This is a genomic window from Streptomyces noursei (genome assembly GCF_001646665.1).
GTDB classification, from domain to species: Bacteria; Actinomycetota; Actinomycetes; order Streptomycetales; family Streptomycetaceae; genus Streptomyces; species Streptomyces lavendulocolor.
In genome coordinates, this window is sequence record NZ_LWBU01000141.1 from 15,630 (window position 1) to 37,204 (window position 21,575).

Sequence of the window (21,575 nt, forward strand, 5' to 3'; positions counted from 1 at the left end):
CCAGCCTGCCGCAGCGCCGCCGGCCGCGCCGCCCGGAGGCCGCTTCCGCCGCGGCCGGGGGGCCGGGGCGGGGGACGGGGCCGGGGACGGGGCCGCGGGCCGCGGGCCGCGGGGTCAGTCGAGGCGGCCGGTCCCGGCGGGTCGGTCCGGGTGGTCGGTGAGCTTGACGAGGTCGGCGAGTTCGCCGGCCATGGCCGCGGCGAGCCGGTCCGCGTCCGGCACTGCCTTGCCGTCGGCCACGAGCCCGACGTGGACGCGTCCGTCGTACGGGGACATGGCCACGGCCAAGGCCTGACCGCGGGCGAGCGGGGCCATGGGATGCAGGGCCCGCAGCGGGGAGCCGCCCAGGGAGAGGCGGGAGCGGGGCAGCGGCACGTTGGTCACCAGGACGTCGAACAGCATCCGTGCCGCTCCCTGGGCGAGCGGGGCGCCGAACCGGTGGGCCAGCGGCGGCAGCTGGTCGGCGAGGAGCGCGACCGCCCCGGCCCCGCGACCGGGCCCGGCGGCCTTGTTGCGGTCCATGCGGCGGCGTACGGCACCGAGCCGGCCCAGGGGGTCGGGGTCGGACAGCGGCAGGTCCAGCAGGTACGCGGAGAAGGTGTTGCCGGGACCCGGCGCCCCGCCGGGCCTGCGCCGGGAGACCGGCACCAGGGCGCGCGGGTCGTCGGCGGGCAGCGGCTCCCCGCGGTCCAGCATCCACTGGCGCAGTCCCCCGGCGACGACCGCGAGCAGGACGTCGTTGGCGGTGCCGCCCGTGACCCGGCGGACCCGCCGCACCTCCTCCAGGTCCAGGTCGACGGTGGCCAGGCGCCGCGTCCCGCTGGAGCCCGCGGTGAGCGAGGGAGCGCCGCGCAGGTCGAGGCGGCTGGCCCGCACGACGGAGGCGCCGACGCCCAGGGCGCGGCCGAGCTCCTCGATGCGTCCCCGGGCGGCGTCCGCGACGTTCAGCGGGCCGGGCAGCCAGGAGCGGGGCGGTACGGGGTGCGGGCGGTGGCGGCGCGCCGGGCGGGCGCCCGCGATCTCGTCGAAGATCCCGGCGCCGATGGCGACCGCGCGCATCCCGTCGGCGAGGGCGTGGTGGAGCTTGACGAGCACCGCGAAGGGCCCGCCGGGCTCCCCGGTCAGCAGGTACATCTCCCAGGGCGGCAGTCCTCTTTCGAGGGGGCGCTCCATCAGTTCCCCGGCGAGCCGGGTGGCCCAGGCGGTGAACCCGTCGTCACCCCCGCCGCCGGCAGGCCGTCCGTGCGGGGCAGTACGGGCAGGCGGGTCGACGGGGGCGTGCGGTTCGTGGCGCAGGTGGCGGACGTGGCGGTGCACGTCGAAGGACGTGTCGACGCTCCAGGCGGCACCGCCGACCGGCAGCAGCACGTCACGCACCCGCATCCTCAGCCGGGGGATGGCGGCGGCGCGCTCGGCGAGCAGCGCCAGGACGTCGCCGGGGTCGCCGGGGCCGGGGTCGAAGCGGGCGAGGGCGCCCAGGTGCATGGGGTGGTCGGCCGTTTCGAGGTGCCAGAAGGCCAGGTCGAGAGGTGCCAGCAGCTCACTGCTCAAGGGATCCCCATGTCGTGGGTGGGCCGTAGGAGGCTGTGTGCAGGCAGTCAAACGCCCACGATCGGTCACGGTCAAGCAGTGAACGCTCACGTTGCGTCAACAGTTGATGTCCAGGGGATGTCGGCGCGGCCGAAGAGGGTGAATTCGCACCAGACGCACTTGCCGGTGCCGCGCGAGTCGACGCCCCACACGTCGGTGAGCCGGTCCACGAGCAGCAGCCCACGGCCGGAGACGCCCGAGAGCCCGGCCTCCCGTCGGCGGGGCAGGGCACTGGAGCGGTCCTCGACCTCGACCCGGAGCCTGCGTTCGTGCCCGGCCAGCATGCGCAGGGTGACGATCGCGCCGCCGTCGGTGTGGAGCAGCGCGTTGGTGATCAGCTCGTCGGCGACCAGCTCGATCTCGTCGGCCCGCTCGCCCGCGCCCCAGGCCCGTACCGCCGCCCGGATCATGTGCCGGGCGGCGCTCAGGGCCTCCGGGTCGCTCTGCGCCACGTGCTGCTGGAGGCGCCCGCCCGCCTGCGGGGTGTACCCGCCCCTGCGGCGCAGCAGCAGGACGGCGACGTCGTCCTCACCGCCGCGTTCGTCGACCACTTCGCACATGTGGTCGGCGAGCTCCTGGAGGTCGTGCGGCCCGTTGCGGACCAGGGCGGTGAGCCACTGCATGCCCTCGTCCAGGTCGCTGCCGGGCTGTTCGACGAGCCCGTCGGTGTAGAGCAGCAGGGCCTGTCCGGGGTCCAGTTCGAGGATGCCGACGGGGTAGTCGAGCCGCCCGAACTCGGCCGACAGGCCCAGCGGCATCCCGCCCTGCACCGGCACCCGGCGGCAGCTTCCGTCGGTGTCCCGCAGCAGCGGGTCGACGTGGCCGGCCCGCACCACCTGGACCACGCCCGTCGCCAGGTCGGCCTCCAGGTAGGTGCAGGTGGCGAAGCGGTCGGTGTCCAGCTCGTGCAGGAAGGACGAGGCGCGGGCCATCACGGTGGCGGGCGTGTGCCCCTCGGCGGCGTACGCGCGCAGCACGATGCGGAGCTGGCCCATGACGGCCGCGGCGTGCGTGTCGTGCCCCTGGACGTCCCCGATGACGGCGCCGACCCGGCCGCCGGGCAGCGGGATGATGTCGTACCAGTCGCCGCCGATGTCCCGGCCGAGCCGGGCCGCGCGGTAGCGGACGGCGATCTGGGCGCCGGGGATCTGCGGGATCCGGCGCGGCAGCATGGCCTGCTGGAGCCCCTCCGCGAGGTCGTGTTCCTGTTCGAAGAGCATGGCGCGCTGGATGCTCTGCGCGATGCTGCTGCCGAGGGCGACCAGGACGTTGCGGTCCTCCGGGGAGAACCCGTTCTTGTCGCTGTAGAGCAGGCCGAGCGCGCCGATGGGCCGGGCCTGGGCGATGAGGGGCAGGTAGGCGGCGGAGGTGATCCCGAGCCCGCTGATGTGCGGCCAGAGGATGGGGTAGGAGGTGGCGAAGTCCTCGGGCGACTCGATGAACCGGGGGGCGAGGGTGCGGACGACCTCGCTCATCGGGTACTCCTCGTCCACCCGGGTGTACCGGGTGCCGGGCACGAAGGAACCCCGGGGTCCGTCGGCGACCAGATGGATACGGCCCGACTCCAGCAGCCCCATCACCAGACTGGTCGCGCCGAGGTGCTCCAGGCCGTGCGAGTCCTTCAGTACGTCGATGACGTCCTGGACGGTCCGGGCGTGGGCCAGGGCCGCCGTGGTGGACTCCACCACGCTGGTCTGGCGCCGCCGCTCCACGTCCACCTCGCGGCGGGCGGTGGACTCGGCGAGTTCCTGGGTGGCGTCCCTGACGATGCCGATGATGCGGCGCGGGCGGCCGGTCTCGTCCCGCCGGATGAATCCCTGGGTGTGCGTCCAGCGCAGGCCGCCGTCACGGGTGCGGATACGGAAGTAGGTGCCGTAGTGCGTGCCGCCGCTCTTGAGGGCCTGCGCCACCATGCCGTCGAGCCGGATGGACTCACTGGGCGGCACCCGGGGCGCGAGGCTCTCGGGCCGCCCGTCGTACTCGGTGACGTCCGTCTGGAAGACGTCGAGGGCGGCCTCGTCCATGTGCATGAGCCCTGTGTCGAGGTCCCAGTCGAAGCTGCCCATGTGGTTGAGGGCCATGCTCAGATCCGGGTGGGCGGGCCAGTCCTCGGGGAGCGACAGGGCATCCGCTGCCGGATCAACCATGGAGCCACTCTGCCATCATTTGTCGGGTTTTTCGACTGTTCGCTTTGCCATCAGCCCTCGTAGGGATCCGGCTGGAATGGCATACCCTCCGGCTCGCCCGCTGTATCCGGAACTTCGGAATCAGCGAGCGGGCCGAGGTCGTCGGGCGCGCCGGGGGCGTCGGGTGCGCCGCTCCCTGAGGGGCCATCGGGCCCGTCCGGGACGCCGCCGTCCGGTCCGCCCTCCGGTGCGCCGCCACTGTCCGGCAGGCCACCGTCCGGTGCGCCGCCGCCGTCCGGCGGGGCCCCTGGGACCTGCTGGACGTCCGGGGCGGCCGGGGTCTCCGGGACGGCCGGGGCGTCCGGCACCTGTCCGGTGTCGGGGACGCCTCCCGCACCGTCCGGCGCGGGCAGGACCGGGGGCGACGGGGGCGGGGGCGGGGTGGGGCAGCCGGGCGGCACCGTGCGGGTACCGCCGATCGAGGTCGGGCAGTCGGTGGGCGCCACGGCCCCGGGGTCCTGGGGCGGCGCCGTGCCCGCCGAGGCCGCGAGGTCGCGCTCGCCCGGGGCGTACGGCGGCGGGGCCTCGGGACGCCGGTCGCGGGCGCCGCCGGTGCCGGTGAGGCGCTCCAGCCAGGTGTTGTTCCGGAGGTTCACGATGAGGAGGCTGTGCACCACCTGCTGCGTCGGCGTGACGATCACGACGCGCCCGGGGCGGTAGCCGGCCCACGGCGTGGCTCTGCCCTCGGCCGCCCCGCCCGGCTGCGGGGGCCCGGCGGCGACGGCCGCGACCCCGGGCGTACCGCCCGGCTGGGCACCGCTCGGCTCCGTACCGCTCCGGCCCGTACCGCTCCGGCCCGCCCCGCCCCCGTCGAGGACCGGCGACCGCAGCGGGCCGCCGCAGGCGCACCGCACCCGCGGCGCGCCGTACTGGTCGACCAGGACGGCCGTGCCGGCCTGGAGGACCGTCTGGTACGGCACGGGAGAGCCGTCGCGGTAACCGTGGCCGGTGACGCGGGTGTCGGCGCGCAGCAGGACGGGGGTCAGGTCGCGCAGCCAGGAGCCGATGCCCGCGGGGCCGATCCCGGCGGCCCGCGCGAAGGCCTCCGCCTTGGCGTCGTCGACGGTCAGGAGGTCGGCCTGCCGCTCCACGTCGCAGTCGGCGACGGAGGGCGTACCGCCGTAGAGGCCGGGCGTGGACCCCGGCACGGCGACCGGGCCCGGCCCTTCGGACACCCGCTGCGCGGGCGCGGCGGGCCTCTGCGGCGAGGGACGGACCGTGGATGCGGTGAACGGGTGGGGCCCACGGGCTCCGGTCGGCTGGAGGCGCACACCGTGCTGGTCCACGAGGGCCACCCCGGCCGCCTCCGTCGTACCACCGCCGCTGTCGTCCGCGCCGCCGCAGCCCGCGGCCAGCAGCCCGGCGGCCAGCAGCAGTGCGGCCGGCCGGGCGGGGGCGGCGTACCGGCGGCGACGTATCGGTGAGCGCACGCGAACCTCCTTCTGGTGGTTCCTGTCTGCCGGATCCCGGGGCGGCCCGCAACCCGGGGCCCGGTGGACGCGGCGGGCTTGAACATGTTCAAGAGCCCCTCTACGCTCAAGGGGCTGAACGCGTTCAAGAAGGGGGGTGGGGTACCCGTGTCCGTCCTGGTGGGCCTGATCGTGACCCTCGGCATGCTGGTGATCGTCCCCGTGGGACTGCGCCTGGTGGGCGCTCCGGAGCCGGCGGCGATCCGGCGGGCGTGGCCGCTGTTCGCCGTACCGGGGGCCGTGTGCCTGTGGCTGCCGCGCGGCGCCCCGGCCGCCGCGCTCGGCTTCGCCCTCTGCGCGATGGCGGCCTGGCACCGGCTCCGCCGGAGCGATCCAGCCGACGGAGCCGGACGGGCCGGGCTCGCCGGACGGACCGGGCGCCCCCGGCGGAGCCTCCGTGCCCCCGGGACCCGCGAGATCTGCGAAACCTGAGACTCCGCCGAGCCGCCCAGCCGGCCGAACCCACCGAACCCGCCGAACCGCGCAGACCCAGGGAGAACCCCGCATGACGCGCCTGATCCGCAGCCTCAGCACCCCCGCCACGCCGCCGGGGTTCACCTATCCGGACGTCGGCGCGACCCGGACCCGCCCCCTCCCGGCCGGCTACAACCACCTGCGCCACGAGAACCCGGTGGGCCACGGCCGGGAGGTCTTCGAGACCGCGGGGGCGGCCGTGACCACATGGGCGCTGCACCGCCGGTCCCGCGTCCGGGTGCGGGCCGGTGCGGCGCGTGCCGAACCCGGCACGGCGGTGGAGATCTCGCTCGGCGCGGGACCGCTCCGGGTCGCGGCGCCGTGCGAGGTGGTGTGGGCGGTGCACGACGAGGACCGCATCGGCTTCGCGTACGGGACCCTGGCCGGCCACCCGGAGTGCGGGGAGGAGTCGTTCGTGGTGGAGCGCCGGGCCGACGGCTCCGTCTGGTTCACGGTGACGGCGTTCAGCCGGCCCTCGCGCTGGTACACCCGGGCCGCAGGGCCGCTCGTACCCCTGTTCCAGCGTGCGTACGCGCGGCACCTGGGGCGCACGCTGGCAAAGATCGCCACGCGGTGAGAGTCGGCCGATACTGGGACCGATGGAGTGGTTCTGGTTCACCTCGTCCGACTACTGGCTGAGCCGGCTGGTCTTCCAGCGGGCCCTCGCCGGGGTCTATCTGGTCGCGTTCCTCGGCGCCGCCCTCCAGTTCCGGGCGCTGATCGGCGAGCGGGGCATGCTGCCGGTACCGGCGTACCTGCGCAGGGTCCCGCCGCGTGTCGCGCCCAGCGTGTTCCACCTGCACTACTCGGACCGGTTCTTCGCCCTCTGCGCGTGGGCCGGGGCGGCGCTGGCGCTCGCGCTGGCCGCCGGGGCGGGCGACGCGGTGCCGCTGGCCGTCTCGATGCTGATGTGGGCGGTGCTGTGGGCCCTGTACCTGTCCATCGTCAACGTCGGCCAGACCTGGTACGGCTTCGGCTGGGAGTCCCTGCTGCTGGAGACGGGTTTCCTCGCGATCTTCCTCGGCAACGAGGATACGGCCCCACCCGTCCTGATCCTGTTCCTGCTGCGGTGGCTGCTGTTCCGGGTCGAGTTCGGGGCGGGGCTGATCAAACTGCGCGGCGACGCCTGCTGGCGCGACCTGACCTGCCTGTACTACCACCATGAGACCCAGCCGATGCCCGGGCCGCTGAGCTGGTTCTTCCACCACCTCCCCAGGCCCCTGCACCGGGTGGAGGCCGGGGCGAACCACGTGACGCAACTCGTGGTGCCCGTGCTGCTCTTCACCCCTCAGCCCGTGGCGAGCGCCGCGGCGGCGCTCATCGTCCTGACGCAGCTGTGGCTGGTGCTGTCGGGCAACTTCGCCTGGCTGAACTGGATCACGATCGTGCTCGCCCTGTCGGCGGTCGACGGCTCCCTCGTGGCCGACGCGCCCGCGATGCCGAGCCCGCCGCTCTGGTACGGGATCATGGTCATCGCCGTCACCGCCCTGGTGGTGTTCCTCAGCCGGCGGCCGGCCCGCAACCTGCTCTCGCGCCGCCAGGCCATGAACCGCTCCTTCGACCCGCTGCACCTGGTCAACACGTACGGGGCGTTCGGCTCGGTCGGGCGCGTCCGGCACGAGATCGTGATCGAGGGCACCGACGAGCCGACCGTCCACCCCGGCACCGTGTGGCGGGAGTACGAGTTCAAGGGCAAGCCCGGCGGCCTACGGCGGCTGCCGCGCCAGTTCGCCCCGTACCACCTGCGGCTCGACTGGATGATGTGGTTCGCCGCGCTCTCCCCCGCGTACGCGCACGGCTGGTTCGCCCCGTTCGTGGAGCGGCTGCTCGAAGGTGACCGCGACACGCTGAGGCTGCTGCGGCACAACCCCTTCCCGGACGCCCCGCCCGTACGGATCCGCGCCAGGCTCTACCGCTACCGGTTCACGACCTGGCGGGAACTGCGGGAGACGGGCGCCTGGTGGCACCGGACGCACGTCCGGGAATTCCTGCCCCCCACCCGGCTGTCCTGACCGGCCGGTGTGCGGGCCGCCCCGCGCGGTTTTCCGACGCGTACGGGCCCACGGGTGGCGTCCGCGCGCACGCGCGTGCCCCCCGCCGGGGCGGCGGGGGGCACGGGGCGCACGGTGCGGACCGGCCGCGTGGTACGGGCCCGAAGGCCCGGCCCGTCAGTCGATGCCGGGCAGGATGTGCGGCTCGGCGAGGTCGTCCTCGTAACCGGCCAGCCGGATCGGGGCCGAACGGGCCCACACTTCGAGGCTGCCGAGGGTTTCGGGCTTGGCGGACCGTTCGCCGTGATCCGCCGGCCGCTGCTCCTGCTGCATGAGTTCTGGTGTCACCGCGCACTCCTTCGTGTCGCGAACCTATGAGGACATGTACTGCCGTCGGTCGCGGTGGCGCCGGTACTCGGGCGGAAACGCAGCCTTGGTGGCAGGCCTGTCCCCGAGGCCCGCCTGAGGGGGTTTCGTGGATCCCTGGCGGCGGGCCGTTCGCCTCAGGTTAACCAAATGAGCACGCTTCCGCTCGATGGAACGCGTCACACAGTCAGGATCCGGACACGTTGCCCGCTTCCGGACAGGACGGGCGCGCGTCCTGTCCGTCAGCCATGACGCTCACCACTTGGCGGGGGCGTAGTCCTTCAGGAAGCAGCCGTACAGGTCCTCGCCCATCTCGCCGCGCACGATCGGGTCGTAGACGCGGGCCGCGCCGTCGACCAGGTCGAGGGGGGCGTGGAAGCCCGCCTCGGCGAGTCGCACCTTGTCGGGGTGCGGGCGCTCGTCGGTGATCCAGCCGGTGTCGACGGCCGTCATCAGGATGCGGTCGGACTCGAACATCTCCTGGGCGCTGGTGCGCGTCAGCATGTTGAGCGCGGCCTTGGCCATGTTGGTGTGCGGGTGTCCGGCGCCCTTGTAGCCGCGGCTGAAGACGCCCTCCATGGCGGACACGTTGACCACGTACGTCCGGCGTGCCGGGGAGGCGGCCATCGCGGCGCGGAGCTTGCTGATGAGGATGAACGGCGCGGTGGAGTTGCAGAGCTGGACTTCGAGAAGTTCGACCGGATCGACCTCGGAAACGGTCTGGATCCAGCTGTTGGTGTCGTGCAGGTCCGGTACCAGGCCGCCCGCGTCGATCGCGGTGCCGGCGGCGATGCGCTCCAGCGACGCCGAACCGCTCACCAGGGCGAGCTCGGTGACGTCCTGGGCCGTCAGGGCGTCACCGCCGCGGGGCGAGGGCAGCGCGGCCATGGTCTCCACGGCACCGCTGCCGAAGGTGCCGATGACCTCGGCGGGCGGCAGCTCGCCCGCCGGCAGCGGGGCCGACTCGGCGGCGATCAGCTCGCTGTACGCCCGCGGGGAGCGGCGTACGGTCTGAGCGGCGTTGTTGATCAAGATGTCCAGCGGCCCCTGGGCGGCGACCGAGTCGGCGAGGGCGACGACCTGACCGGGGTCGCGGAGGTCGATGCCGACGATCTTCAGGCGGTGGATCCACTCGTCGCTGTCCGGCATGGCCTTGAAGCGGCGGATCGCGTCGTTGGGGAAGCGGGTGGTGATGGTGGTGTGGGCACCGTCACGCAGCAGCCGCAGCGCGATGTACATGCCGATCTTGGCGCGGCCGCCGGTGAGCAGGGCGCGCCGGCCCGTGAGGTCGGTGCGGGCGTCGCGCCGGGCCCGGTTCTCGGCGGCGCACTTCTGGCACAGCTGGTGGTAGAAGGCGTCGACCTCGACGTACCGGGTCTTGCAGATGTAGCAGGAGCGGGGGCGCTGGAGCACGCCCGCGATCTCGCCGGCGACGGAGGACGACGGCAGCAGGCCCTGCGTCTCGTCGTCGATCCGCTCGGCGGAGCCGGTCGCGGTGGCCTCGGTGACCGCCTTGTCGTGGGCGGTCTTCGCGGCCCGGCGCTCCTGGCGGCGGCGCTGCTTCACGGTGCGGTAGACGCCGGCGGTGGCACGGCGGACGGCGATGGCGTCCGGGTGGTCGACGTCGATCGTGTCGAGCTCCTCGAGGACGCTCAGGCAGACGGCCAGGCGCTCGGGGTCGATACCCGGCCCGTACGCCTGGTTCTCTTCAGTCACCGTCATGGCCGCTGCCGTTCCTCGATCACTCGTTTGCCACGTTTACTTTTCAAAAGCCGCACTTTACGTCAGTGGGGGGCACTGCCGCCAAACGATGTCCGGACCGGACGGCCCCCGGCGGCGGCGCGGTGCGAGGCGCGGCGGGGCGTGCGGATGCGCGGCGGGGCCGCGTGGGGGTGCCGTGCGGTGGCGCGCCGGGATGCCGCCCGGCGGGGCCGCTCGGCGCGACGGCGAGCGCCTCCGTACGGCCGGAGGGTGCGGCCGGGGCGTGCGAGCAGCGTGTACGAGCAGGGCATACGAGCGGTGCGGCCGTCAGGCGGCGGGGGTGCCCGGTCGTTGGGCCCGGCGGGGCGCCGGGCCGGCGGCGCCCCGTATCGACGTGGCCGTCGCCGGCGGGGTGGTGGCGGCGGGCGGGACCGTCCTGCTCACCGCCGCGCCGCCGCCGTCACAGCCGGACGCCGCCCGACCTCAGGTAGGCGAGGGGGTCGATGTCGGAGCCGTATCCCGGTCCGGTGCGCACCTCGAAGTGGAGGTGCGGTCCGGTGCTGTTGCCGGTCGACCCGGAACGGGCGATCCGCTGCCCGCTGCTGACCCGCTGCCCCTCGCGCACGGTGAGCGCCGAGAGGTGGGCGTACTGGCTGTACTTGCCGTCCTCGTGGCGGATGACGACCTGGTACCCGTACGCCCCGCCCCAGCCGGCGGAGACCACCCGGCCGGATGCCACGGCCTTGACGGAGGTGCCGGTCGGGACCGGGAAGTCGACCCCGGTGTGGTAGCCGCTGGACCAGGAGGAGCCCGCCTTGCGGTAGGCGGTGCTGGGTCCTGCGTCGACGGGTGCGCTGAAGCCGGCGGTCCGCTGCTGGGGTGCGGGCCTGGCCGCGGCCGGCTTCGCGGGTGCGGGCCTGGCGGGCGCGGGCTTGGCGGTGGCGGGTTTCGCCGGAGGTGCCGCCTTCTTGGGCGGCGCGGCCTCACGGGGGGCCGCGGGCCGCTCGGGGGCGGCCGTCGGGGGCTTGGCGGGCGCCGGTCTGGGTGCCGTCGTCCGCAGCGCGAGTCTCTGGCCCGGCATGATGAGGTCGGGGTCGCTGCCGATGACCGTGCGGTTGTCCTCGTACAGCCGCTGCCAGCCGCCTCTGACCTTCTCCGTCGCGGCGATGCCCGACAGCGAGTCGCCCCGGGCGACCGTGTAGCTCTCGCGCTTGCCGGGGACGGTGGTGGGGGTCGCGGGCGGCGACGCGGGCCGTGACTCGCTCTTCGGCTGTGCCTGCCGGCTCGGTGCGGGTGCGGCCCGCGACGCCGACTGCGGGGAGATGTCGGGCGCGTCCCCGCCACGGGTGAGGCCCGCCTTGACCGAGCAGCTGGGCCAGGCGCGCGGTCCCTGGCCCTTGAGCACCTTCTCGGCGATGGCGATCTGCTGGTCCTTGGTGGCGAGGTCGGCGCGCGGCGCGTAGCGCGTCCCGCCGTAGGCCTCCCAGGTGGACTGGGTGAACTGCAGTCCGCCGTAATAGCCGTTGCCGGTGTTGATCTGCCAGTTGTTGGTCGACTCGCAGGCCGCGACCTTCTCCCAGACGTCGACCGACGCGGCCTGGGCCGTTCCCGCTCCTATCAGCGGCAGCGCCATGCCGGCGCCGCTCGCCGTGACGGTGAGCGATGCCCGGTTGATACGGCTGGGCTGATACCGGCGGTGTCGTCCGCGTACGGCCATGGGTCGGTCCCCCCTTGCACACGTCAGCAGCCGCCCAAGCTAGAGGTATTCGACAGGCTGTGACAAGGGGGGCACGCGGTCGTCAAATCGCCCTATGGGGGCGCACGTTGGGGGCGCGCCGGTGAACGTCCTGCTCGTGCGGCCCGTATGGACGCGTACACGTGCATCGGCACGCGCGGAACCCACCGGAAACCAGGAGCACACACATGAGTGGCACTGCCCAGATCGGCGTCACGGGGCTCGCGGTCATGGGCCGCAACCTGGCCCGCAACATGGCCCGCAGCGGTCTCACGGTCGCCGTGCACAACCGGACGCCCGGCAGGACGACGGCCCTGGTCGAGGAGTTCGGGCACGAGGGCGCGTTCGTCGCCGCCCTGGACGCCGAGGAGTTCGTCGCGGCCCTGGAACGGCCGCGCCGCCTGGTCGTCATGGTGAAGGCGGGCGAACCGACGGACGCGGTGATCGCGCGGTTCGCGCCGCTGCTGGAGCCGGGCGACATCGTCGTCGACGGCGGCAACGCGCACTTCGCCGACACGCGGCGCCGCGAACGCGAACTGCGCGAGCGCGGGCTCCACTTCGTGGGGGCGGGCATCTCGGGCGGCGAGGAGGGGGCGCTGCACGGGCCGAGCATCATGCCGGGCGGCTCGGCCGCGTCGTACGAGGCGCTGGGCCCGCTGCTGGAACGGATCGCCGCCAGGGCCCCGGACGGGACGCCGTGCGTGTCCCACGTCGGGCCGGACGGCGCGGGCCACTTCGTCAAGATGGTGCACAACGGCATCGAGTACGCGGACATGCAGCTGATCGCCGAGGCGTACCACCTGCTGCGCGAGGTGGCGGGCTTCACTCCCGCGCGGATCGCCGAGACCTTCCGCGGGTGGAACGCCGGGCGGCTGGACTCGTACCTGATCGAGATCACGGCGGAGGTGCTGGCGCACCGGGACGCGGCGACGGGCGAGCCGTTCGTCGACGTGGTGGCCGACCGGGCGGAGCAGAAGGGCACGGGACGCTGGACGGCGCAGATCGCGCTGGACCTCGGGGTGCCGGTGCCGGGCATCGCGGAGGCCGTGTTCGCCCGGTCGCTGTCGGGCCACGCGGCGCTGCGCGAGGCGTCGGAGGGCCTGCCGGGCCCGGACGTGAAGCCGATGGAGGAGGCCGAGGCGGTGCGGTTCGCCGAGGCGGTGGAACAGGCGCTGTACGCGTCGAAGATCGTCTCGTACACGCAGGGCTTCCACCAGATCCGGGCGGGCAGCGAGGCGTACGGCTGGGACGTGGACCCGGGGGCGGTCGCGTCCTTGTGGCGGGCGGGCTGCATCGTCCGGGCGGCGTTCCTGGACCGCATCCGGGCCGCGTACGAGGCGCGGCCGGGGCTGGTGGGCCTGCTGGCCGACGCGGGGTTCGCGGCGGAGATCGGCGAGGCCCAGGACGACTGGCGCGCGGTGGTGGCGGCCGCGGCCCGGCGGGGCGTGCCGGCGCCGGGCTTCGCGGCCGCGCTCGCGTACTACGACGCGCTGCGGGCGCCCCGGCTGCCCGCCGCGCTCACCCAGGCGCAGCGGGACTTCTTCGGGGCGCACACCTACCGGCGGACGGACCGGGAGGGGTCCTTCCACACGCTCTGGGGCGGTGACCGCTCGGAGGTGGCCGGCTGACGTCCGACGTCAGCTCGCCGGGCCGGGTTCGGGCTCCGGTCCCGGCACCGGGTCGGGGCCGGGCGGCTTGGGCACCGGGTCGGGGGCCGGTCCGGGGGGCGGGGGGCCGGGGTGGGGCGGGGGTGCCGGGGTCGGCACCGGGCCCGGGGCGGGGCCGGGCTCGGGGCCCGGCGGGCCCGGCTGCGGCACGGGCGTCGGCGGGACCGGGTCCGGCGGGCCGGGCGTCGGGGTCGGCGCGGGGGGCACGGGGTCGGGCGGGTACGGGTTCGGGCTGGTCATGGCGCGCTCCCTCGGCTGTGCGACGTGTGCCTTCCAGGCTCTCGCGCTGCGCCTTCCCGCGCGCGGTGGGATCACGCATCGGGGTCACGGGCGCGGCACACGGGAGGAGGCGGCGGTCAGCCGCACTGCCAGGTGAACATGGCGCGGTCGAAGCGGCGGGCGGCGAGGTCCTCGGGCCGTATCAGCCAGTAGAGGGCGCCGCAGTCGCCCCACATCATGCCGGCGTCGTCGTCGGTGTCGATCTGGGCGAGCAGCACCCAGCGGAGGGCCTCCTCGCGGATGCGCGGGTCGTCCCAGGGCGGGCCGCCCAGCACGCCGTGCGCCACCTCCGTCTCCACCTCGTCCTGCACGGGGTTCGCGTGGCCGCCGATGCGGTGCTCCGTCCCCCTGGCGTGCTCCCACAGGGCCGCGCGGAAGTCCTCGCCCCACACCGGGTGGTCGTCGCCCATCGGCGCGAACTCCCGGTACACCACGGGATGCCACGGGTAGGGCGCCGTCGTCTCCGCGCGCGCCGTGAGCGGCACCTCCGGATAGGGGCGTATCCCCTCGGGCGCGGGCCGCTCCGCGACGGGGGTGCCGGCCGGTACGTACAGCACGCGCGCACCCGCCCAGCTGGCGGGTTCGCCGGGGTGGACCACCGCGCAGCCGTCGTCCAGCTGCCCGTCGAAGTAGAAGAACGACAGGGTGCCGTCGGCCGGCAGGGCGATGTCGAGGGCGCCGGCGGGCAGGGCCGCGCAGTCGAGGGACGCCACGAAGGCGAGCGGGCCGTGGTCCTCCCAGAGGGGCCAGGCCCAGTCCTCCGGCAGCTCGGGCGCTCCGCCGAGCCTGCCGGCCACCGGGGCGTGCCCGGTGGCCTTCTCCAGGCGGAAGCTCGGCCGGAGCAGGCGGGTCCACCGCTCCGCGATCCCTTCGGGCAGGTGGTCACGGGCGAGCGTGCGCAGCACGTCGGGGGCGCTCGATGTCATGGGGAGGATCATGCACCCCGCCACTGACAACGGACCCGCCCCGGCCCTCCCGGGCCCCGCCCGGCGGCCCCGCCCTGTGCGCGGGCCTCAGCCGCGCGCGGCGGGGACGGCCTGCGGGCTGCGCGCGGTGTCGCTGCCGGGCACGGGCGCCGACGCGTCGGAGCCGAGCTCCACGATCCGGTTGGCCGCGTCGACGTGGACGACCCGCGGCACCAGCGCACGGGCCTCGGCGTCGTCGACCTGGGCGTAACTGATGAGGATCACCAGGTCACCGGGGTGCACCAGGTGCGCGGCCGCCCCATTGATCCCGATCACGCCGGAGCCGCGCTCGCCCTCGATGACGTACGTCTCCAGACGGGCGCCGTTGTCGATGTCGACGATGTGCACGAGCTCGCCCGGCAGCAGGTCGGCCGCCTCCATCAGCTCGGCGTCCACGGTGACCGAACCGACGTAGTGGAGGTCCGCCTGGGTCACAGTGGCCCGGTGGATCTTGGACTTGAACATGGTACGAAGCATCGAGGTACTCCTGGACATAGGCTCCCTGCCTGCGTTTTTGCAGGTCAAGTGCGGTTTCCCTACCCTACAACGAGTCCCGTGCCCGGGCAGTGTTCCCCAGCATTTCGCGGGACTCCCTGCTGACCACTTGCTGACCTTCCCGACGCGTCATCGGCGACTGAGGAGGGCATCGCCCGCTCTCCCGGAGCCCACCGCGACGACGGCACAAGCCTACGCAGCATCCCTCCATGGGCGTCAGTGACCACCGTCACTCCGGCGGTCCGGGCGGCGGTCAGGAGCGAAGGCGGCCGACCGGGAGCGGGCCGCGCGCCGCCGCGAGTCAGCCGGCCCAGGCCCACCATTCCGCCTGAAAGGAGGAGGCTCCCATGGCTCAAGGAATCCGAGCGCCGAGGCGGCCCGCCGACGGCATCACCAAGCGGGCGATGGCCAGGCACACACCGCGCCAGACCGGCTTCGGGACCCCGGCATGAGATCGATACGGCTCCCGGATGGTGCCCGGCTCGCCACCTGTCGGCGATCCTGCACAAGCACCCGTGACGGCGGTCCCGGTCCACGGGCTTTCGCACGTACCGTTCCTGCTCCGTGAAGGAATGCGCGTCGTCCGCCACGACCGGCGCGCGCACGGCTGCTCCACCCGCGGCACCGCCACCCTGCGCCTCGACCGACCGGCCGGCGACCTCGTCGCGACGTGACCGGGCTCTCCGCCGGCTCCTTCTCCACCGCCGCGCACGCCGCCCTGTTCGCCGCGATCAGCATCCTGCCACCGCCCGACCCGGCCGAGCATGCGAAGAACACCACGTGGCTCAACCAGGTGCTCGCAGCGGGCCCGGAGCAGGCACGCGGACTGACCGCCTGCCACCTGCCCCCTCATCCAGGTCTGCCCCTGCCCCGCCACGCCTGCTGCCTGGTCGTCCACCGGCAGGTGTCCCTGACCTGACCACCATCTGCCTCACGCCGACGCCGATTGACGGCTCCGCCGAACTGCTTGCGCGATGCGCGACGCACTGCAGTCCTCACTCGCACCACGTCCGGGCAGTGGCACTCGGTCCCTGAGCAGCAGTCACACGGCATGCCTCTGGCCGCCCAGGTCACCCGTCCCGACGTCCGCCCCGACATCACCTATCTGCACCTCCACGACGCCCCGATGCTGCGCTGGGGGCTGGTCTGGCGATCTGCTGGGGCATCGAACACGACTACCGCAAGCTCAAGCACGGCTGCGCCTGACCCATTTCGAGGGCCGCGCCTGGCGCGGCTGGCACCGCCACATCACCCTGGTCACCACCGCCCAGGCTTTGCTCTCCTTGCGGCGGCTCCACTTGATGGCCCGCACGCTGGCCTGACCCTCTACCAGGTCACCGGCACCTGCATCACCTGCGGCCCGGTACTCCAGCCGTAAATCGTGATCTTGATGGTGAGGGCGCAGAGGCGGCGGTCGGACAGCGTCGACCATCTGGCCGAGACAGCCGACGCCGTCGGCTCCTTCTCCCTCTACCCCAGTTCACCGAGACGGAGGGCGTCCCTCATCTCGCTGAGCGTCGCGGTCGTCGCCGGGGTCTGCTCCTGCGCTTGTTCAGCGAGTCGGAGGGCATCGTCAATCTCGCTGAGCTTCGCCGAGGACAGGACGGCCACCCGCTCTATCAGGTCCTCCCGCGACACGGTGGTCAGCCACGTGCAAGGGGTGAAGCCTGGACGCCGGAACGCGAGCCGCAACACGCCTTCGAACGGCACTCCTTCACCGGCGCCCACCATCACTTCGATGCCCAGACCGCTGACGTCGACGCCCGCCGGAGCGACGACCTGCATCACCCGGATCCCGGACGCGTCGTCTCCCGACAGCAGTACGACCAACCTCCGCTCGTCGAACTGGACCCACCAGACTTCGCCACGTTGCACAAGTCCTCCGGACACAAACGGCAGCCAGACGCTGCGCGAGCCTGACGCCCTGTGGAGACGGGTGCGGCCACCGTCGATCATCGGTGTGAAGACTGAAGATCAGGCGGTAGGCGCAGGTCACAGCGTAAACCCTGCCCACTGGCAGGAGGCGTTCGAGGGCCTGATGAGCCGGGTAGCGGGACGCTTCACGCGGGACGAATCCCCGCGCCGGCCTGGGAAGTTGGTCCGGGGCCTGCTGTCGGACGTCCTGATCGCGGACAGGGCCTTCGGCCCGGCTGCGGCGAGGGCGCCGACGAGCCGGGAGACCGTGGGGTCGGTGGCCACCGGCCCGAACACGCCGGGCTCGGCCCGCAGCGTCCCGACATCCGCGAGGCGGTCCCCGCCCAGCGCGACCGCGAGGTGCTGCGCCTGAACGTCGCACGCCTCTACGGATGGCCAGCCACCGCCACCACGTACGAGCACGTGGAGCATTGGCTCCGCTCGCGCTGCTGCACGATCGTCTGGCACCGCACCCGTGCGTCGGGCACGCTCGTCGACCTGGTCGTCGTCGAATCGATGCCGGGCCCGGCCAGCGTCGCGCTCTACCGGACGGGCCCGGAACGCGTCGCGCGCCCGGGCCCGTCCCGTATCGGTGCAGCTCAGCGGACCTGGACGGATGCGACCAGAGTGTTCAGGTCCGGCCAGAGCTTCTTGTTCGTCTCCGGCAGTACGACCCACAGCACCGAGGGGCGGACCCGCCCGGTGTCGACCACGAGGACCGCGTTCAGGTCCATCGTGGACGGCACCCCGCGTTTGTGGAAGTGGATCTCGCTGACCAGCAGCCAGGCGTCATGTCCGTCGACCTTCAGCGGCTGCGAGGCGACGTCGACCAGGATCGCCTGGTCGCGGGGGTACTCGTAGCGCCGCCGCTCGTCCATCACCGCGCCCGCCACGTCCCGCAGCTCCCCGGTGCCGCCGGCCGCGGCCATGATGTCCTCGTCGACCTGCGTGGACTTCACGAGTGCGCGCTGGCGCCCCTCCTGCTTGCGGGTGAAGCCATCGAAGACCGGATCCAGCGTCTTGCTCCGGTCCCATTTGCCGCCCAGCTCCGCGTACTCCAAGGAGGAGTCCGCGACGGTGCCGATGACCGGCGAGCCCGCGCCCGGGTAGTCCGGCACCTTGACGGTCCCGGTGAGCCGCCGCTCCTCGGGCAGCGGGGAGGCGCCGGGGGTGAGAGTGGGCACGGGGATGCCCCGCTGCGGGGCGTCCGCGGTGCTGCCCGCACAGGTGGCGGACGAGGAGTCCGGTGTGCTGTGCGCCTGCTGGACCACCTTGCCGCCGACCAGCACGGTGCACGTGTCCGCCTTGGTACGGCCGCCAAGCCCCGGCTCCTCGGGCAGCGGCAGCGTGGCTGGGAAGAGTCCGTCGGCGGACTTCTCCAGCAGCGCGCGCTCCGCGTCCTCGAGGGCCGGATCCACCACCGGCCGCAGCGCAATGTCCTGCGCCATTCAGCAACACCCCCCACAGGTTGGGGGAGATCGTGGCACACGCCGGAGGGGCTGCCGACGCCACCCCTGTTCCCGGCCGCCGACTGAGACGGCGCGAACCCGAAGACAAACTGTCTTCCACCCTGGAATGATTCGGCTGGAAGCGCTGTCCCACCTTCGAGGGGTCGACACGCATGCCGGTTCCTGCCTCCCCATGGAAACGGCCGCCGGCTTCGTCACCGGTCATCAGCGGCACCTGTTCCCGCGTGGGCGTCGCCACCCTGGACGACATGGACAGCCGCACGGCGTGACCTGCGAGAAGGTGAGGCAGGTGACGCACTCGGGCGTTAAAACAACGCCTCTGCCGCCGCCCTGAACCTCGCCGAGTCCCACACCGTCGGCCAGGCCGCCGATGCCTTCGCCACAGCCCTCACCCAAGTCACCCACCCCGGCACCCGGGCGGCCGGTGTGCCCAGGCGGGACCTACCCGACGAGTACGGTCCCTGAGGCCGGGTCCACGACCTGTTCCGTCGAGGGCAGCGGAACGGCACCTGGCACCGGATCCTCACCCGGTTCCAGTCCCTGGCCGACCTGGCGGGTGCGATCGTTTCGCACCCGACGACGGAGGCCCGGTGCGTATCGGGGCTCGGGCACCAACCCGGCATCGGCAGCCGTCACCTACAGTCGCCGCGCGGATACGGGCCGGGTGGGTCCGCGCAGCAGCGGGTTGCTGGTGGTCGCGTCGCGGCACGAGTCCGGTCGAGCCCGTGAGGCCGGACCTCGTGTCACGTTCCTCCCTGTCACGTTCCTCCCGGGACGCAGATCCCCTCAATCCGCTCGGTCGACCTCATCACCCCCGGCCTTCGCCCTCATCCGGCTCGGTGAAGGATCTGGTAGCACGACGGCAGTGGCCGCTTCCGAACTGGTCCGACTCGGTCGGCCGCAGGGCCGTATCGGGCCTCGGCTTTCGCAGCCCGTGTCCACCTCGCACACCGGCACACCCCCCTGCTGTCGCCGTAGTGTCCGAACCTCGGACGGCGAGCAGAATTGACGTGAGGTCCCCGTCCGCCGACGAGAGGCGCACTCGGGTTCCGCGGGTGCGGCAGAAAGGGCGCCTGGTGTCATCGAAACCAACGCGGGTGCAGGGTCCCGGGCCGCTCTGGTCGGAGCCGGGGACCTTGCTGGAGCACGTGGCCGTGGCCGTGCTCGGGATGGATGACGACGACCGGATCTGCTACTGGGGACCCGGCGCGCAGAGGCTCTTCGGATACGAGGCCGAGGACGTGCTCGCCAAGCCCGCCGCGACCCTCTTTCCCGCCGCCCCCGTGGACGGGGCCAGCGCGGCGGAGCGGCTCGCGGAACGCGGCCGCACCCTGGGCTACTGGCGGGTAAGAATGCCCGCTCTGCACCACGACGGAACGGTCTTCGACTGCGGCTTCCGGGTCTTCCCGGTGACCGGCCACCAAGGCCGTACCGTGATCGTCGGCCTCGCCAGCAGGGGCGACGAACTCGACCGGGTGAAGACCAACCTCACCTTCCTCGACGCCCTCTTCGAGACGTGCCCGATCGGCCTCGTCATGCTCGACCAGGACCTGCGCTACGTCCACCTCAACCAGGCCCTCGCCGACATGGACGGAATCCCGATCGAGGACCACATCGGGCGCGCCATGGAGGACTTCATGATCACATCCGACGGCGGCGAGTACCAGCGGATGCTGCACGCCGTCGCCGACGGGGGGCGGCCCCTCGTGAGCGCGCTGGTCGTCCTTCGCACACCGGGCCGTCCCGACCGGGACCAGGTGCGGTCGGTGAGCTTCTTCCCCTTGAGTCAGGCAGGCGATACGCGCCCGGGACTGGGCGGCCTCCTCGTGGACGTCACCGACCGTGAGCAGGCCATCGTGGAAGCGGCGGCCGGACGGCAGCGGCTGGCTCTGCTGGACCGGGCCGCGGCCCGGATCGGCACGACACTGGATGTGGACATCACCGCCCGTGAGCTGGTGCAAGCGGCCGTTCCGGAGTTCGCCGACGCCTCCGTCGTGGAAGTCGTGGAGTGGATGGACGAATCCGAGGAGTTCGACCCGGACCTCCCCCTGGTCACGCGACGGATCGCATCCGGCACCAGCCTGCCGCCTCCGGCGCCCGAACTCGTCGGCGGACTGGAACGCGTGACATATCCCCCGGGCTCCACGGTCCACGAGATACTTCGCACGGGCCTGCCCGTCTGCGTCCCCGTGAACGAGGAGTTCATGACACGGACCGTGATCCACCAGGACCGCGGCCAGTTGCTGATGGACAGCGGCCTGACCTGTCTCCTCATCGCTCCTCTGATCGCCCGGGGCACGGTCCAGGGAATCACCATGTTCGGCCGCTCCGCCGCCCGCCCGGTCTTCACCGAGCAGGACCTCAGCCTGGCCGGCGAACTCGCCTCGCGCGCCGCCCTGTGCCTGGACAACGCCCGCCTCTACAGCCAGGTCCAGGAGATAGCGCTCACCCTCCAGCGCGCGCTGCTCCCCACCAACCTGGCGACCAGCCCGTCCCTGCGCATCGCTCACCGCTACCTCCCCGGCAGCCACCTGACGGAGGTCGGGGGCGACTGGTACGACGTGATCGACCTGCCGGGCGGCCGGGTGGCCCTCGTGGTCGGCGACGTCATGGGGCACGGCGTACCGGCGGCCGCAGCGATGGGCCGGCTACGGATCACCGCCAAGGCGTTGGCTCGCCAGAACCTGGAACCCGGCGACCTCCTCATGGAACTCGACGCGTGCGTCCAGGAAGCGGGCATCGAACTGGCGACCTGCCTCTACATCCGCTACGACCCCGCGACGGGCCGCGCCCACATCGCGAATGCCGGCCATCCCCCGCCCCTCGTACGCGAACAGAACGGCTCGGTGAGGATCATCGACGACGTGCCGGGGGTTCCCCTCGGTGTCGGCGGCCTTCCCTTCGGCACGCTCGAAATCGCGCTCCAGGAAGGAGACATCCTGGCCCTCTACACCGATGGCCTGATCGAGGTGCGCGGCAAGGACATCGACCAGGGCATCGGAGCCCTCCGCGCCCAACTGGCAGATGTGTCCGGCAGGTTGGAAGAGACGGCGGACGGCATCCTCACGCACCTGCTGCCGTCCGGCCCGGCCGACGACACCGTGCTCCTCCTCGCCCAGGTCACTGAGCGTCGTCGTCCGTCGGCCTCGACACCGACGGACGACGGCGCGTGACTCCGGGCGGGTAGCTGCGCCGGAGGGCGCCGACCGTCCCGGGCGTGCCGGTCAGCGGCCGCTGCGACACGGGCGTCCGCCGGCAGCTCCGCCAGTTCCGC

Annotated in this window: 16 protein-coding genes and 1 pseudogene; 6 read left to right on the plus strand and 11 right to left on the minus strand. The window is 73.2% G+C overall.

The window, feature by feature from the left end:
• Positions 1 to 114: 114 nt before the first annotated feature.
• The 3 genes from A4V12_RS11755 to A4V12_RS11765 all read right to left on the minus strand — a co-directional run bounded on the left by A4V12_RS11755 (position 115) and on the right by A4V12_RS11765 (position 5,206).
• Positions 115 to 1,551, minus strand: coding sequence for a wax ester/triacylglycerol synthase domain-containing protein (locus A4V12_RS11755; protein ID WP_064069247.1), 1,437 nt, complete (start codon positions 1,549 to 1,551; stop codon positions 115 to 117).
• A gap of 86 nt (positions 1,552 to 1,637) precedes the next feature.
• The gene (locus A4V12_RS11760) at positions 1,638 to 3,737 is read right to left on the minus strand and encodes a SpoIIE family protein phosphatase (RefSeq protein WP_064069248.1); all 2,100 of its coding nucleotides are present in this window, start codon (positions 3,735 to 3,737) and stop codon (positions 1,638 to 1,640) included.
• Between the two features lie 50 nt (positions 3,738 to 3,787).
• Positions 3,788 to 5,206, minus strand: coding sequence for a DUF6777 domain-containing protein (locus A4V12_RS11765; protein WP_064069249.1), 1,419 nt, complete (start codon positions 5,204 to 5,206; stop codon positions 3,788 to 3,790).
• Positions 5,207 to 5,353: 147 nt separating this feature from the next.
• Here A4V12_RS11765 and A4V12_RS39930 point away from each other — a divergent pair, with 147 nt between their 5' ends.
• From A4V12_RS39930 to A4V12_RS11780, 3 genes are all read left to right on the plus strand, one after another.
• Positions 5,354 to 5,677, plus strand: a complete 324-nt coding sequence (locus tag A4V12_RS39930; RefSeq protein WP_423563876.1) for a YndJ family transporter — start codon at positions 5,354 to 5,356, stop codon at positions 5,675 to 5,677.
• A 73-nt stretch (positions 5,678 to 5,750) separates the two neighbouring features.
• Positions 5,751 to 6,296, plus strand: a complete 546-nt coding sequence (locus A4V12_RS11775) for a DUF1990 family protein (protein ID WP_064069251.1) — start codon at positions 5,751 to 5,753, stop codon at positions 6,294 to 6,296.
• Between the two features lie 22 nt (positions 6,297 to 6,318).
• Positions 6,319 to 7,731: a lipase maturation factor family protein gene (locus A4V12_RS11780; protein WP_064069252.1), complete on the plus strand. Its 1,413-nt coding sequence runs from the start codon at positions 6,319 to 6,321 to the stop codon at positions 7,729 to 7,731.
• Positions 7,732 to 7,887: 156 nt separating this feature from the next.
• On the opposite strand, the gene A4V12_RS37990 is transcribed toward A4V12_RS11780, so the two are convergent.
• The 3 genes from A4V12_RS37990 to A4V12_RS11790 all read right to left on the minus strand — a co-directional run bounded on the left by A4V12_RS37990 (position 7,888) and on the right by A4V12_RS11790 (position 11,494).
• Positions 7,888 to 8,058 carry a hypothetical protein gene (locus tag A4V12_RS37990; protein WP_199831266.1) on the minus strand — a complete coding sequence of 57 codons (171 nt, stop codon included), beginning with the start codon at positions 8,056 to 8,058 and terminating at the stop codon, positions 7,888 to 7,890.
• 273 nt (positions 8,059 to 8,331) lie between these two features.
• Positions 8,332 to 9,798: an SDR family NAD(P)-dependent oxidoreductase gene (locus A4V12_RS11785; protein WP_064069253.1), complete on the minus strand. Its 1,467-nt coding sequence runs from the start codon at positions 9,796 to 9,798 to the stop codon at positions 8,332 to 8,334.
• A gap of 439 nt (positions 9,799 to 10,237) precedes the next feature.
• Positions 10,238 to 11,494: a transglycosylase family protein gene (locus A4V12_RS11790; RefSeq protein WP_064069254.1), complete on the minus strand. Its 1,257-nt coding sequence runs from the start codon at positions 11,492 to 11,494 to the stop codon at positions 10,238 to 10,240.
• Between the two features lie 206 nt (positions 11,495 to 11,700).
• Between A4V12_RS11790 and gndA the strand changes: the two genes are divergently transcribed.
• Positions 11,701 to 13,140: an NADP-dependent phosphogluconate dehydrogenase gene (gndA, locus tag A4V12_RS11795; protein ID WP_064069255.1), complete on the plus strand. Its 1,440-nt coding sequence runs from the start codon at positions 11,701 to 11,703 to the stop codon at positions 13,138 to 13,140.
• 395 nt (positions 13,141 to 13,535) lie between these two features.
• Here gndA and A4V12_RS11805 read toward each other — a convergent pair whose 3' ends face one another.
• Positions 13,536 to 14,384 (minus strand): YwqG family protein, encoded by an 849-nt coding sequence (locus A4V12_RS11805; protein ID WP_064069300.1) that lies wholly within the window; start codon positions 14,382 to 14,384, stop codon positions 13,536 to 13,538.
• Between the two features lie 87 nt (positions 14,385 to 14,471).
• Entirely contained in the window at positions 14,472 to 14,900 is a 429-nt protein-coding gene (gene panD, locus A4V12_RS11810; RefSeq protein ID WP_064069257.1) for an aspartate 1-decarboxylase, read from the minus strand.
• A 688-nt stretch (positions 14,901 to 15,588) separates the two neighbouring features.
• Here panD and A4V12_RS36420 point away from each other — a divergent pair.
• The gene (locus A4V12_RS36420; RefSeq protein ID WP_064069258.1) at positions 15,589 to 15,837 is read left to right on the plus strand and encodes a hypothetical protein; all 249 of its coding nucleotides are present in this window, start codon (positions 15,589 to 15,591) and stop codon (positions 15,835 to 15,837) included.
• Positions 15,838 to 16,388: 551 nt separating this feature from the next.
• Here the strand turns inward: A4V12_RS36420 and A4V12_RS11820 are convergent.
• The 3 genes and pseudogenes from A4V12_RS11820 to A4V12_RS11830 form a co-directional block, all read right to left on the minus strand.
• The gene (locus A4V12_RS11820; protein WP_064069259.1) at positions 16,389 to 16,793 is read right to left on the minus strand and encodes a type II toxin-antitoxin system PemK/MazF family toxin; all 405 of its coding nucleotides are present in this window, start codon (positions 16,791 to 16,793) and stop codon (positions 16,389 to 16,391) included.
• Between the two features lie 192 nt (positions 16,794 to 16,985).
• A pseudogene (locus A4V12_RS36435) lies at positions 16,986 to 17,192 on the minus strand (IS1380 family transposase); the annotation flags it as partial.
• A 239-nt stretch (positions 17,193 to 17,431) separates the two neighbouring features.
• A complete protein-coding gene (locus A4V12_RS11830; RefSeq protein WP_079136985.1) occupies positions 17,432 to 18,280 on the minus strand; it encodes a hypothetical protein in 849 nt (282 codons plus the stop codon).
• A gap of 1,157 nt (positions 18,281 to 19,437) precedes the next feature.
• Between A4V12_RS11830 and A4V12_RS11835 the strand changes: the two genes are divergently transcribed.
• A complete protein-coding gene (locus A4V12_RS11835) occupies positions 19,438 to 21,474 on the plus strand; it encodes a SpoIIE family protein phosphatase (RefSeq protein ID WP_234372148.1) in 2,037 nt (678 codons plus the stop codon).
• Positions 21,475 to 21,575: the final 101 nt, after the last annotated feature.